11 protein-coding genes and 3 pseudogenes are annotated in these 14,788 nt (G+C 38.0%); 2 read left to right on the plus strand and 12 right to left on the minus strand.

Annotated elements, in window-relative coordinates; all coding sequences use genetic code 11:
- Positions 1 to 4: 4 nt before the first annotated feature.
- The 12 genes and pseudogenes from JOD82_RS19925 to JOD82_RS19980 form a co-directional block, all read right to left on the minus strand.
- On the minus strand, positions 5 to 256 hold the full coding sequence (locus tag JOD82_RS19925) for a hypothetical protein (protein ID WP_029516580.1): 252 nt from the start codon (positions 254 to 256) through the stop codon (positions 5 to 7).
- A 13-nt stretch (positions 257 to 269) separates the two neighbouring features.
- Positions 270 to 1,424 (minus strand): annotated as a pseudogene (locus JOD82_RS19930) (WXG100 family type VII secretion target).
- Positions 1,425 to 1,546: 122 nt separating this feature from the next.
- Positions 1,547 to 1,750 (minus strand): hypothetical protein, encoded by a 204-nt coding sequence (locus JOD82_RS19935; protein WP_165145182.1) that lies wholly within the window; start codon positions 1,748 to 1,750, stop codon positions 1,547 to 1,549.
- 167 nt (positions 1,751 to 1,917) lie between these two features.
- On the minus strand, positions 1,918 to 2,703 hold the full coding sequence (locus JOD82_RS29320) for an LPXTG cell wall anchor domain-containing protein (RefSeq protein ID WP_230584968.1): 786 nt from the start codon (positions 2,701 to 2,703) through the stop codon (positions 1,918 to 1,920).
- Positions 2,704 to 2,728: 25 nt separating this feature from the next.
- On the minus strand, positions 2,729 to 3,328 hold the full coding sequence (locus tag JOD82_RS19950; RefSeq protein WP_029516577.1) for a C39 family peptidase: 600 nt from the start codon (positions 3,326 to 3,328) through the stop codon (positions 2,729 to 2,731).
- A 549-nt stretch (positions 3,329 to 3,877) separates the two neighbouring features.
- On the minus strand, positions 3,878 to 5,293 hold the full coding sequence (locus tag JOD82_RS19955; RefSeq protein ID WP_209949841.1) for a tetratricopeptide repeat protein: 1,416 nt from the start codon (positions 5,291 to 5,293) through the stop codon (positions 3,878 to 3,880).
- A 153-nt stretch (positions 5,294 to 5,446) separates the two neighbouring features.
- A pseudogene (locus JOD82_RS29325) lies at positions 5,447 to 5,530 on the minus strand (recombinase family protein); the annotation flags it as partial.
- Positions 5,531 to 5,708: 178 nt separating this feature from the next.
- Complete coding sequence (locus JOD82_RS19960; RefSeq protein WP_209949842.1) at positions 5,709 to 6,041, minus strand: hypothetical protein; 333 nt, start codon at positions 6,039 to 6,041, stop codon at positions 5,709 to 5,711.
- 200 nt (positions 6,042 to 6,241) lie between these two features.
- The gene (locus tag JOD82_RS19965) at positions 6,242 to 6,520 is read right to left on the minus strand and encodes a hypothetical protein (protein WP_029516574.1); all 279 of its coding nucleotides are present in this window, start codon (positions 6,518 to 6,520) and stop codon (positions 6,242 to 6,244) included.
- An 18-nt stretch (positions 6,521 to 6,538) separates the two neighbouring features.
- Positions 6,539 to 7,711, minus strand: coding sequence for a YncE family protein (locus JOD82_RS29330; RefSeq protein ID WP_230584967.1), 1,173 nt, complete (start codon positions 7,709 to 7,711; stop codon positions 6,539 to 6,541).
- 65 nt (positions 7,712 to 7,776) lie between these two features.
- Positions 7,777 to 8,508 carry a YiiX/YebB-like N1pC/P60 family cysteine hydrolase gene (locus JOD82_RS19975; protein WP_029516572.1) on the minus strand — a complete coding sequence of 244 codons (732 nt, stop codon included), beginning with the start codon at positions 8,506 to 8,508 and terminating at the stop codon, positions 7,777 to 7,779.
- Between the two features lie 1,014 nt (positions 8,509 to 9,522).
- Positions 9,523 to 9,840, minus strand: coding sequence for a DUF3102 domain-containing protein (locus JOD82_RS19980; RefSeq protein ID WP_230584987.1), 318 nt, complete (start codon positions 9,838 to 9,840; stop codon positions 9,523 to 9,525).
- Positions 9,841 to 10,276: 436 nt separating this feature from the next.
- Here JOD82_RS19980 and JOD82_RS19985 point away from each other — a divergent pair.
- Both JOD82_RS19985 and JOD82_RS19990 read left to right on the plus strand, forming a co-directional pair.
- Positions 10,277 to 12,554, plus strand: a pseudogene (locus JOD82_RS19985) (preprotein translocase subunit SecA).
- A 615-nt stretch (positions 12,555 to 13,169) separates the two neighbouring features.
- Positions 13,170 to 14,414 (plus strand): hypothetical protein, encoded by a 1,245-nt coding sequence (locus JOD82_RS19990; protein WP_029516570.1) that lies wholly within the window; start codon positions 13,170 to 13,172, stop codon positions 14,412 to 14,414.
- The last annotated feature ends 374 nt before the right edge of the window (positions 14,415 to 14,788 follow it).

Raw genomic sequence — 14,788 nt, forward strand, 5'->3', positions numbered from 1 at the left:
TACTTTATGATTCAAATGTCATCTTGTCAGGAAATATACCACCTTCTTTAACGAAGCAACGTGCCATCCGCTGTGCAGCCCTATCAAAATAAAATTTGTTTGAATGATTCGAATCTGGTAAAGGTTCAATTTCAGAGAACAGCTTAGTATCCTTGTTTAATTGAATTTTCCCCATAGTGTGTTCGTTTGGACCATATTTATAAATAACTACTGTATCATCTTCATGTTCTTTAAAAAGTAAAACAAATGCTCCCATTATAAAATCTCCTCTATTCTATTTCCCATGGACGACCCGACCTTACCGCAGCGTTATGAGCAGTCTCATAGTCTGTTTTAAATATACCCTCAAATCTAGATTCAAACAATTCATGGTTAAGCAAATCCATATCTTTTTCTGTTTGTATCCCTTTTTGTAATCTATCCCATGCTTGAGCTATTTCGTAATCAGAATGAAATCTGCCATAACCACTTGATTTTATGTGTTCTTTTATGAAAACGTGTTCTTTGATTCTTTGAATCCTACTTTCCTTCATTCCAGAATTCTCAGCTATTGCTCTTACATCACTATCTGAAGCTCTGATTTGATCATACATCTCATCTGCTTCAGCTTCTCTACGAAAATATTCATCAATTGAAAGATCGTTTCTCCCACCTGTTTGTACTTCTGTTTTAGATTCAGATTCTATTGAATTCCGTAAGCTGGAACTCGTATTATTCTTCGGAATCTCATACTGAATAGATGGTTTCAAACCAATTTTAGGCTTAATAACTGAGCTGACTCCTCCAAACAATCCTGCTGTACCAATCATATTAGCCCAATGTTCCTTTGACCACGCATTGGTAGGATTAAATGCGCCCTGAATCATACCCGTTATTCCAAATGTACTGAAATTGAGCATGTCATTCCACGAATCGTTTTGTTTAGCTGCTCGTTCCATGTACCCTTGATACATTCCTTTTGGAATACCATACGACATATAATCTAAGAAGCTCCAAACCGAATCAAACTTTTTCTCATAACGTACTGAATTAGCATCTACAAAATCCTGACCTAGTTCAGTTAAGCTATCTACCGATTTCTGGAATGCATTTCGTGTATCTGGAGCAGGAACAGCACATGAATTCGGTGGAGGTGGTAAACAACTTGCATCAATGTTACCTGTTTCCATCAGATCTGCTAATCTGAATTTATCTGCATGGTGACGTAACTCCCTAGCAATAGAATCCATCAGGGTAACAAAGTCATTCATATTCTTCTGAGAGGTCTAGTAAAAGTGCTCTTTAGTCAGTCCTTCCCACAATTGTCCCATAGATGAAATTTGTTTTACTAAATTGCTATTCACTTGAGTTGCCGTTTGCTGTGCTAACTCAAACTGCTTGGAGATAGTCATAAGTTGCTCAGGCGTCACTTTAATAGTTGTCATAGGTTAGTTACCTCTAGTCATGAATTCGTTATGACATAGTAACACTATTCCGATTTATGGAAAATGAACTTAATTCCTAATTGTTATATGAAGGATTAACCTTTCTACCTACGTCTAAAGACTTAAAACGTGCCATGATCTTCAACCATATCTTGCAACCCAGGGATAAGCGTAAGGAGTTTTTTGTAGTTTCTTAGTTGCTGAGTTGTTATATTTAACTCATGTGCAATATCAGCCTGTGTTTTTTGCTGACCAAAATTATTTTGCTCAGCACTTTCATATGTATGCTGATTATTCCCTTCTAGATTGGCGCTCCCATCCCTCACTCCAGATTCTTTCCAAATCAACACAAATCAAAAAGGCTAGACGGAATATCCATCTAGCCACCTACAACACTTCATTATCTGAGTTGAATTTAAATAGATAATTCCAGCCCGCCAAGCCGTCTAATTATATCAAAACTATTACACAGTTTATTGTATACAAGATTAATCTATAACTTTTTTCTTCTTTTAATTACGAAAAAAATGCCACCAATAATTGCTAACCCTGCAATAGAAAATAGTGACACTTTTTCTGTGCTGATTTTGCTTGTAATGAGCTGCGAAGTAGTCGAGTTTAGATTAGATGGACTCCCCCCAGAGATCAGTTCATCTGAATCATTTTTTTCAGAAGCTTCTTGCCGAGCCTTCTCATTGGCAGATAGAAACTCTACAAACTCCTGTAAATTGTATACTTTCAATGGCTTAAATTCCATGTATACGCTCTCTCTAAGAGGAACCACAACTTCCTTCCCATCTATATCAGAAATTAGAGCAACCGTAGCCAGTCGATCATCATATATCAGTTTGCTGCTTTCATCGTAGCCAATCAATTTCTTTGCTTCTTCGAATTGACTCGGAAACTCAAGATCACTATAAGCTGATCGTATTCTTTTCCCATCTTCTGAAAAAACAATACCATTATTTTGTTGTCCACTTTTTATGGAAAATAAGTACCCTTTAGATTTTAAAATGTCATTAGCTCTATCTGTATTCCCTGATCTAACAGCTTTAGAATTAACAGTGTAAACCTTAAAACCTTCATCAAGAGTTAAATTTTCCGCTTCTTTAGTAGTTGTTATTTTAAATCCTGTATTCTTTCTAATATCATCTTTGAAATTCCCCAAATCCTTTTCAATAGATTGCTCAACTTCTTTCGGAACCTCATTTGCCGCTAAGACGGTTATAGGTAACAATAAGATACAAGAAAACGCAATACCAATTATTTTTTTATACATTTTATCAGTCCTCCTTAGTCTCGTTTTAATTAACATAAATTTCGTTTATAGTGCTGTACCAACTAAAATCTCTATTATTAACAAATCCATCATAGTAATCTATTTTATCCATCTTCTCACCAACGGCAGGGTCTTTGTAATATACTTTTTGAAATCCTAAATTTGTATTATCGGAATATCCATTTATTAGATACATATGTCCAAGATCAGAGTCGTCCTTCCACACGATATGTGCTAATTGCGGTTGATTTCTTTTTATTTGAGAGATAATAGTTCCAAAGGGTATCGGCTCTTTATCAATTGTAGAGTTCAACCCCCCATATGCTAACGCGCTTTTTACTTCCTTATCCGTGCCTCCCTTATTTACGAGGCTACCTTTAATATATTTTACGATTTGAGATTGAGTTTTATTTCCACCTAAATGTTCTATAGCCATCTGTGAAGTAGCAGCCCAGCACCAATTAGATTTCTCTTGTTTATGCGAAGGCACAGGAAGAGATTTGTAATCTATGTAACTAGGTGTGATTTTGTCTGAATTGATCTCTTGGGCTGATGTTAATGGAGCGATAGCACTAAGTGCTAATACCCCCATAAGCACAAATGCTGTCATTTTTATTTTTTTCATGTAATGAAACTTTCTTTTTTCTTATTTGGAATACAATATAATAATAATACAGAAAATACAATAATATAACATTTCATTCAACATTATTGCAAAAATAGTAAGTCGGCACTATATTAATCATTTTCCTGTAAGTGTTAAAATATCAACAATTTTAATAAAACAGTATCCTGCTACTTCCTTAATTACGCACAACGTTGAAGGTATCCCATCCTTTGACGTAAACCGTCGTCCCTTTTCATAATGCACCTCCTTCTTCAAACCCTCGTCTTGGTTAATAATGGATTAGTTCACAAAAAAAGTTTTAACAAATCATAAAGAAGACCTACTTTAGTTGTAGGTCTTGGAATAGAACATTATTTAATAATAGAATTTTTGAGGTTCCCCTGCGTTGGCCTATTGGGTTCCGTAATTAAACCTATTTCAGGGGTGCAGTTTTAACGAATTTTCAAATCAATTCGTATTTAAGCTCCTCCATGTGTTGCAAAGACTTGAAATCCTCCATCATGACTATCCAGATAAATAGGTACAGCTAAGGTGAACAAAAAGCTACTAACAACGATCAACATTACCACTTTTTTCAACATTGTTTAACCACACCTTTTCAATGAGATTGTAAAACTCTGTTTTGGTTTCAGATACCGCATGGGCTTTGAAACGCACAAACAACCCCATACAATTTATAAAATATGTCTCATTATTTAGTATATGCGCTTTTACCATTGCACAAAACAAATGATTAAAGCCATCATTGTGCATCCCATGATCTAAATAATAATAAGCCAATTCATATCCACAAAGTGCAGAGTATTCCGGTATTACTTGCTGGGTATACATATCATCTGATGATGGTCGCTGAGATAAAGACGCAATCTCTGTTTCAAATCGTTTAAGTATATCGTTTAAATCAAGCTCATAACGGTTAGCCGCCGTCATTATGTTAAGTAGTTGAGTTACCCTATCTTCTTGAATCGTATCTGATGAGTCATCAATAAAGTTTAGATATTCATGAAGCACACTCACATCACCAGATAAAAGCCTATATGCAAGTATGTTAGCTTGTGACCAATGTTTAAACAAGCCAATCCAGTGCTGGGTATCCTCATCGGTCTCTCTAACCCAATCTAAATTGGAGTAGGCATATGTATAGTGTAATGCCTGCTCATAATTACCCTGCTCTTCACATGCATTAGCACAGAGCAAGTCTGCATAAGCAATGTACACAAACAAGGGACGACTTAGCTTGTCGCTAGATTCGATCTGTTCTCGGCTGTTCTGTTGATGGTTCAGTGTACATTGTATTTCGGCTTTAGCTCTCATTTTCCTCGCCATCTCATCAACCTTATCCCATTTACGCAATGATCTGTACACGTTAGCCAAATCCTTCAATGCGTCAAGCTGGTCTATTTCATCTAGTCTTTCGACAAAAGCTTCAAATACGGCTGCCGCCCCAACATTTTGATTTTGATCGTCATTAATCTGAATTTTAAAAATACGATATTGGCAGATTGCCAGGCGTTCAGAATGTTGATATCTCTCCGCTTCAGCTACCCCCTCATAAAGTATCAATGCCGCTTCTAGTCGTCCCTGCGACAACAATTCTTCCGCTATTTCAAATAGCTTGGGTGAATAGAGTAGATTGTCCATGATGGCTCCCACTACTCGACGGATCGCATCCAACTTGTCCAACTCCGCACAGCGATACAAAAACGGCTCGATTCGCCTCATATTTGGAGGATGATCAATGATGTAATTTTCTATAAACAATTCATAAAAGTGACCCTCTGGTAAGCCCATAGCTTCAGTAATACGATCGAGCTGGTTAATAGACATAGATTTATTACCTGTTACAATGCTACTTATTATTCCCCTATTCATCCCTGTAATTTGTCCAAATTCCGATAGGTTTAAGCCTTCTTGTTTAAGATATTGTTCCAATTCTGCTCTAATCGTGGGTGTAATTTTCATCGATAAACCACCCTTTCAATGTAGACTCACAATACGATGCATAGTAAAAATTATTATGTAGTTGTGAAACAAGTAGTAAAATGCTCTAACGATCTTGATTGTACCATCTTTTGGTATAAAATCATATACCTTTCATATAGTACTCAAGATACCTTCCTTCATCGATTCTAATTGTCTAGCTTCATTCTGATCTTTACTCGATACTCTTATGTAACCATAGCGTCTAATCTCACTCATATGGATCATCCTCTACTATGTCATTAATTGTATTTAGCAAAGTATGTCAAAATGTATACTATATGACAAAGTGTTGGAAAAAGACTTGGCTAAATTGAGCATAATAAAAAGGGCAACCGAAGTCGCCCTAGATATTCCATTATACAACTTAACTTTTCAAATACTTTAGTACACAAATCTATTTACTGTCTTCTTCCTTGATGTAAATAGCGTCATATTGAATGATTGCTTTAGTTTCATCAGTAGTCTTTGAAACGTCGTAGACTACTTCATCTTGACTGAACTTATCTTCATCATGGAGAGATTGCGGTTTTTTTATAAATAACCCATCTTTAGTATAAATTTTATCAGGATGATTAAGTTCTTCTAATACACTGTCAGGGACTATTGCTTTTGTAACGCCCTTCATTTCTTCAGAAGTATCGTCACTAGCAAAAACATTATTACCAATAACTACAGCAAACGTAACAGTAAGGGCAGCCAACCCCAAAAATTTCAATTTAGCCTTCACTTCTTCCCTAACCCTTCATTAATTAATTTGCATATCCATTCTCAGAAATTTTAATCGGGTAACCAGACCCATCATTTCCGGAATGATTTCCAATTAGCAAATAAACTGGATTGAACTCAAAAGATGCATCGTCGCCTGTTATACCTAAGTTAGTGTGCGAAAATTTGATCGTGGTGACTATTGATAATAGTGTAAAAAAATCAACTCGATTTTCCTAACTGTGAAAACGCCATCTTATAAGCCACAAACGTAATAATTGCGTAGATAAAACCATATAGAAGCCAAGCATCTATATTAACTGCAATGGTTTCTAAATTGGTGGCAATAAATATAAGAGGCAGTAGCAAGGCTAGTATTAATCCTAAGTAGATGTTTCCTTTGAAATAGGCGAAACATACTCCGATCAAGATTGCCAGAATGGGGCAAAATATAAAAGTAGGGAAGAGGGGATTAAGTTTTGGAAATAACCAGTAAATCATAATAATCACTCCTTAAAGTTAATTAGTCAGAAAAAAACGAATCATTTCCTTGTTTGATTTAAATGCTAGAGGAATGACATGTAATTCTTTGCCTGTCAATAAGTCATATTCTCTTATTTCCCTTATTCTATCAACAGGAGAATTTTTGACATAATCATATAGGACAAAAACAGATCCTGCAAAATACTGTACTCCAGATATTACTCCTTTCTCATTTTGTATTTTTTCGGAGACGGAATTGCTTTGTTTTAATCTCAACTTTTTAGGCTTTTTGTTGAGGTCATTGAAAATAGTATAATTTAAGTCTTCAGAGAGAATATATAATTTATCGTTGTAAATTTGGCTGTCATAAAACAAAAATGAAGTATCTGACAAAGATGTTTCATTTTCCAACTTACCATTTTTAGGGTCAATTATCTGCATTATAGGATGAAATTGTGTATCAGATGTATTGCCATCAAGAAATACAATAAGCTTGCCTTTAAATATTTGTAGTGATGCTCCATTTTGGCCTACCGGAAAGTATTCTTTTAAACCATGTAAACGATTTTCTATAGTGAATTGTTTGATCTTCTTTGATGTTTTTAAATCAATGACATAAATACCTACAGAATTATCATTATTGTTCACATATAAAGTGTATGCCATATTATTGTATTCAACGGTTGATAATAAATATCCATTCAAAAGAATATTTCTATATTTTAAATTTTTTTTATCGAAATAAACCAATTCATTGGTGTACTGTGTGGGAGAATAACTCGGATTAATACCCACGTTCATGGAGAAAAATAGATGATTGTCGCTTTCTTTCAAAAATGAAGTTCCGATATTCCTATCTTTTCCATATTTATTAGATCCAAAAAATGGTTGAAGAATTCCATTTTGATTAAGTATGTAATGTCTATTTTTTCGTTCAGACATTAAATAATAGTCATTCTTTACTTTGGCAAAATAATAAAGTGACTGAGCATTAACTAAGTTTTTTTTGTCTAAAATCTCGCCTTTATTACTGTATTTCACAATTTCTGCACCGTCATCCATTGCATTTGAATAAACAACAGTAAATGTCTCGGATTTTGTTATATTTTTCAATGAATGATGTGTTGTAGTAAACCAAAACGTTGAAACTGCCAATGCAAGTAAAAATAAAGTTGCAAAAATAATTCTTATTCTTTTTTTAAAGAGCATAATGTCCCCCCTTAGTGAAATCACTCACAGGAAAAAATATATATTCCTGTGAGTGATTAGGTTTGTTAGTTACTATAGTAAATTGAAGTATTACCGGATTTAGCTATTTCCATTGGGGTAACAATAGGATCAATTGTTATATAATCAACATCAATCCCCTGAGTTTTCCAAGCCTTCCACACCAATTGTGAACAATAAAATTTAGCTTCTGTCCATGGATTAACAAAATTCCAGTTATAGGGTTTTCCAATTTGATTAGCTGCATATTGTGCAGCTGCCCTATATTGGGAACCCGAAGCCCCTTTAACGCTCATTCCATAAACATTTGAGCGACCTCTCCAATCATTTGTGTGATATTGAACTCCATCAGCTGGGAACGATTCTACTGTTTTACCACTTAGTAAGGAAACAATAGCAGCATGTCCTGGATATCCGAAATCAATACCCCACGAACTTGCGTTATAGGCAACCAAAATATCACCGACTGTTCCTAAACTTGATGCTGCTAGCCTAGGATTCTCCGAGCTATCAGTGAGCGATTGGCTAGTTTTTTGGTCATTCAATGCCTTCTCTTCCAATTCCCCGCTTTTTAGGATCTGAAGATCATTTTCATTATGTTTACGGAGTAACTCAATATCATTATCACTCATTCCAGCATCTTTCATTTTCTGATAAGAATTGTCATTAACACTGAAAGAAGGCGATGTTTCATCGGCGGCATAAATGTTTGCACTGGGAAGAAGAAGGATACTTAGAGCAAGACTAGCGGAAAAAGCCAAACTAAGAACATTTTTCATGATTATACCTCCAAATGGGATTTAATTGATATAAGAGAGTACTTGTTCAAAGTTTGTCTACATGTTTATCCATACTTCATTTTTTGTCCCTCCATATAACAAAGTCTCGTATGTCTATTTTTTGGAGGATGATGTATGTTAAATTTAGTTAGTTAGCTCCATAAGTCAAATAGAAATACGAGCTTACGCAATCACCTTCTAAGTAAGAAGTAGCAATTGCGAATATATTGTTTATGTCCGGCAGGATAACCGTCCAATAACAATCAATTTTTTTAAACAGAGATTTATGAAAAAGTATGTACCAGTAAATATAGATTTGGGCGATCTATACATGTGCTATAATCTCTAATTTTGATTAAAAATGTATATTCTAAGCTACTGGATAAAAATTCCTATCCAATATATTCAAATTATATACATAGATTCAATAAAAGTCAAATTGATCAACATTTTTTAAGCTATTTGTAATCATAGTTTGAAAGTAATATTTTGATGTTCTCAGTAAAGTGGATAGGAAGTTGACGCTGTGTCAACCATATGAGGGTATCACCAATTTGGGAGGCACTGTAGAGATAGTCTGTAACTACACCCGTATCGAAGCTCAATCGTAAAAATTGATCTTATGTGCATAAAACACTTATTTCATATGGTTTTTTGAGTCATTGTGGTTCAAAATTGTGCCAGAATATATTTAAATTGTTGCCGTATCGAAAAATAGCTAAAACATAGATAAATAAAGGGATTTGTGAAGAATTGCTTTACATTGTGGTTTCAATCGTAGGTATCGAGGAGTAATGTGTAAAAAAGCTTGATGCATCAAGTGAATTTTAAGTTATTATAAATTAAATTGTGCGAAATCAAAAATTAGAAAATCCTTTATTTATCTACATTTTTAAACACAGCAAACACGTATCGTAAATCGTAACAAGAATCGCGGAGTGGGAGTGTTATAATAGTCATTCCGATATTATCAATAAGAAAATCGATTCAAACACTCTATCATACTTACTCAACTCATATGTAATAGCTGAAGCCTAAGACAAATTGTCTCAGCGTTGAATCATACCGCAGCTCACGCACAGTCATTTCATCCACTGTTTTCTGTTCACCAGTTGAGGGGATGGTGTGTTCCTGATCAATAAACTCTAAGCGGTCTACAGATTCAGGCAAAGATAGCATTTCAAATATTTTACTGTTTGCCAAAAGCGACGACGTCGTCGCATTTCCGAATTGTTCAAATGCTTTAATCATTCTTTGTGCTGTTCTGGGAGTAAAATCGACTGTCTTTAGCCACTTCTCCCACTCACCATGAACTAAGTCATTCTCTTTCACATGCTTCAATTGTCGTGCCCAATCTCAAATAGCGACTGTCCAGCTATTTGTTTCTCGTGAATTGCGATTAAGCCTCCTATTTTAAATGTAATCATTATGTTAACCACGCTTCCACTTTAATAATACAAAAAGCCTTCCCAATAAAGGAAGGCTTAATATCTTTGGACACATTGTAGTTATTGAGCAGGAACATGCAGATTATTAATCGCCCATAAGTTAAAAAGGAAAAAGACGATAAAAATTGCTAAAACGACTCCGATAATGATAAAAATAGTTTTCTTTTTCATAGGCTTTAGTTGAATACCCAACTATCAAGCTGACCCTTGACATTTCCATATATTTTTTTTATTCCAAACTTTGCTATTGTTATAGAGTTTGATTATACTTTAGCCACTATTAGAATTGCGTGTTTCTAGCGAGGAGGGATCAAATTCCAATGAATTTAGCCGTCAAGTTGATGCAAAAATTCAAAGACCGCGATACTCAGAATAAGCTGAAAGGCTATCGGGACAAAGCGGAGCTCATTAGGAAACGGAATTTGGAAGCATGGGACGATCAGCGGCTGAAAGCGGAATCTCTCCGGCTGAAAAAGGAAGCAGAATCGGGTACGCCTTTGGACGAACTGCTTGTCGATGCCTATGCGCTAGTCTGCGAGGCAGCGAAGCGAAAGCTCGGATTACAGCCTTACGATGTTCAGATTATGGCTGCCATCGCTCTGCACGAGAGATTTGTGATCGAGCAACAATACCGGCGAAGGAAAAACGCTCTCTGCTGTTATGCCTGCTTATCTAAATGCGCTGACCGGCGAAGGCGTTCATGTGCTCACTTTTAACGATTATTTGGCAAATCGGGATGCGGAGTGGATGGGTCCGATCTATCGTTTCCTCGGGTTAACGGTAAAATCGGTTCAAGCGGGCATGAGCTTGTCCGAGAAACGAGAAGCGTACGCCGCGGATATAACCTATGTGACGGCCAAAGAAGCGGGATTCGATTATTTGCGCGACACGATCACACTAAGCGAAGCCGATACCGTGCATCGTCCTTTCCACTACGTCATCGTCGACGAAGCGGATTCACTGCTTCTCGACGAAGCTCGGGTGCCGCTAGTCATCGCTGGCGAGCCGGATTCTTCCGGCAACGACGTAATTCGTTTCGCAGATGTGACTAGGCAGCTCGAGCAAGATAAGTATTACGACTTCGACGAGTTCAAGCGGAACGTTTATTTGAATGAGGCGGGCGCTGCGAAAGCGGAGGCGCTGCTGGGGTGCGGCAATTTGTACGAAAGCCATAATAGTCATTTGTTGTCGTCGTTAAATTGCGCGTTGTATGCGGAAACGTTATTGAAAAAAGACGTCGATTACATCGTCCGGGACGGGAAAATCGAGCTGATCGACGAATATACCGGCCGCGTGGCGGAGAATAGGCATTTGCCAGAAGGACTGCAAGCCGCGCTTGCAGCCAAAGAAGGGCTGCACTCGAAAGTCGGCGGGAAAATTCTCGGGACGATCACCCTTCAACACTTCATTAGCCTGTATCCAAAAATTTGCGGAATGACGGCTACCGCGTACGCTTCCGCCATGGAATTCAAAGAGATTTATGCACTGCAGGTCGTGCAAATTCCGCCGAACCGGCCAAACATACGGATCGACCATCCGCACCGAATTTATACACATAAAGAAGCCAAGCTTAAGGCGCTTGTACAAGAAATCTCGTCCGTACATGCGACGGGACGCCCAATTCTCATTGGTACGTCAAGCGTGGAGGAGTCGGACATGCTGGCAAAGGCGCTAGCGGTTGCCGACGTACCTTGCCATATCCTGAATGCGAAAAACGACGCAGAAGAAGCCGAGGTCATTGCCAAAGCGGGAGAAATCGGCGCCGTGACGGTGTCTACGAATATGGCGGGACGCGGCGTCGACATTCGGATCGGCGGTGGCAACCCTACGCAAGCAGAAGTTGTCGCCAAGCTGGGCGGGTTGTACGTGATTGGTACGCATGTGCACGAAAGCGTGCGGATCGACGACCAACTGCGCGGGCGTTCTGGGCGCCAAGGCGACCCTGGAGCTTCCGTATTTTTCGTAAGCTTAGAGGACGAGTTGTTACTTCGATTCGGCATCGATAAAGCGATTCGCGCCCACAGGCAGGATGAGACTCTCGAAGACCCGGTGCTACGCAGCAAAATCGCGCATATTCAGCGCGTTATTATGGGCCAGAACTTCGATATCCATCAAGAACTAAACCGTTATTCGGATATGGTAGAGGAACAGCGACGAATTCTATACGAGGAGCGGCTCGCAATTTTAAAAGGCAAGAAGCTGATGAGTCCTTTGGAGCAACGCGTACGGCTTTTTTATATCGACAAGTTCTGGGCCGACCATCTAGCATACGTTTCTTACCTTCGTGAAGGCATCCACTTGGAAAGCCTTGTCAGCGGCAATCCGATCGACGAATTTCATGCACAAATCACCCAAGCATACGAACAAATTCCAGCTAAAGTAAATAGCGAGTCGGCGAATATGCTTGTAAGGCTCGGAGGTTCGAATGATCCGGCGGAGTGGGAAGAGTTCGGTCTGAAGAGCCCTACTTCCACTCGGACTTATATAATCAACGATCAATACATCCAGAATATGCGCAGCTCATGGACCGCTATGACTGTATTTGCTTTTGGGATTCGCAAGATTTTGAGGCCTATATTCAAACTGTCAAAGTTTTGATGCAGCGTAGCTTTTTCGAGGATGAGCATTGACTCCGTGTTGACTTCGGACGTCCGCTTGGATTCCTCAATTTTATAATCGGTATAAACATACCTACCAATCACGGCCGCCAAAGCTATGGCGGCTTTTTTGCACTCATTTTGAGGAGGGATTTATATGCCAATGGCAACAAGCGTATCCGCTATAAAGCAGCCATTCTATAGAATGTAACCGCCATCGGATGTTGGGCTAATAGTCAAGCCTGATTTTGAGATTGATTCGTTATTCTTCTCTTTTTCTCAGCAATAAGTAAACCTAGCAGTACATATCCTCTGTACACTAATCCAATTAAAAGCACTCCGCCAGCAATAGAAAGGAGGATAACTAAAATGTTAAGTATAAATAGAAATAACTCCAAAAAGACACCTCCAAAGTAAATTAGTCTTTTTTATCTTATAGTAAAAGTCGTGTCGAAGTATCATAAAGCTTGTCATAAAACAAAATAAGAAAGCAGTTGAATGAAAGAACTAAGTTATTCAAAAAGGCTAATGGTCAGAGTAAAAGACTATATATACGCAACTTTTTTTTCGTTTTTCTGGTATATATGATAAAAAAATGAAACTGGGTGTTTATTCAATGAGACGAATTTTTGTTTCTCTACTTGTATCTTCCTGCCTTCTTATTTCTGGCCTGCTTCTAGCGCCTCTGAGTTATGCGGAGAATTCAAATTCCAATCTTCCCGTTGTAGTAGAGGATGCGGCTGTGTTCTATCTGGTTCCGCACCAACTGACTGCCGAATTAAACAAATCTTCTTTATCGCTGGATTCCGTCTCCATAAAGACCGCTCCCCTGCTGAAGAAAAATAATCACTTGTATTTCCCGTTCAAATGGCTGGAAACAGCTCACTTGGCAACCACCAAGTGGGATGCAAAGACAGGCAGCACGTGGGCGGAGTTTGACACTGAGAACTCGGTACCTTTTTCCTCATTTCGGTTGATGCCTAACCAAGCAAAGATTTTCAGATACGAAGACGGAACCATGACAGCGCTGGATGAGCCAATCCCTAAAACGTTTATGAAAAACGATCAATTGTATATTCCAGCGTCACTTCTGCCTAAGATGGGAATAAATTATACATGGAGTAATGGAGTCATGCACTGGGTCTGGAACGACAAAGTAGTTAAAGCGCTTCATCCAACGTATACAACGGATAAGGAAAAAATCACTTTTAGTGCATTAGTACAAAAAGAGTTCGGGCATGCTTATCTTATGGTAAATACAGGGCACGGTGGCATGACAAGTTCCATTGGAGGTAGCATCAGCACGTTTAAGGGAAAAGAAAAAAGCATTGGAAAGCCGATTATAATAAATGGGCAAACATTTCGGCGGATTGAATATTCAGTTGAGCTTCGTCCCGGTCCAAATCCGTTGGAAATTACCACTAATGATAAAGGATCTGTTAAGATTATGGTGCATCGCAAAGTATTAAACCCGTCCTCCGTCCCTATTAGATACAACCATCCCGAGAACGAGCATGACATCCGCTTCACCAAGCCGACACAGGGGTACCTCCGTGTACAGGCTGGAGACCCAATAGCAATTGCTGGAGTCGTGACAGCTACGTATCTGGAAAGCAATGAAGTTTCTTTTGGAGTGGCAGCATTTCAGAACGGTGATTTTGTTGAAGTTGAAAAAAAGACCGTTATCCCCCTCAAACAGGATAAATTCTTTAGCGGTTCTGTCGTTATTCAAAAACCTGGCACTTATCTGGTCAATATTCTAAGTCCAGATGTATTTGTGGGAGGTAGTTCACCGTACGGCTCTGTCAAATGGGCTGAGATAGCAGTCGAAGTGTTGCCTAAAACCAAGAAAAACCCATAATTCTTCTCTTCCAGATCTAATACCAGCTAAATGGTAACAATAATCTTCAAACTTTGTTTTTCATTCATGTAACATTCCTCTCAATGAACAGATTTCAACTAACGTTTCCCGTTAGCTTAACAAAGATTTTTTTTAATACTAGGCTTTTCCTATACTAATTTGAATGGCTTCATAGTACAAGAATTCTACTTTTCCAAAAACATTATTGGAGGCTCACAAATGAGTAAATTTGAAAAAAATCTAATTAAGTATTTGTCTTACGGTTTTATTGTAGGAATATACTATTCCTTTATTAAAGGGCCAACAACAACGAGTACTCCGATCAACGGTATGTTTGAATTTTATACGGTACCCACTTCTACTTTTATTTTTAG

Origin of the sequence: Paenibacillus sp. 1182, assembly GCF_017833915.1 — a bacterium.
GTDB lineage: Bacteria > Bacillota > Bacilli > Paenibacillales > Paenibacillaceae > Paenibacillus > Paenibacillus polymyxa_D.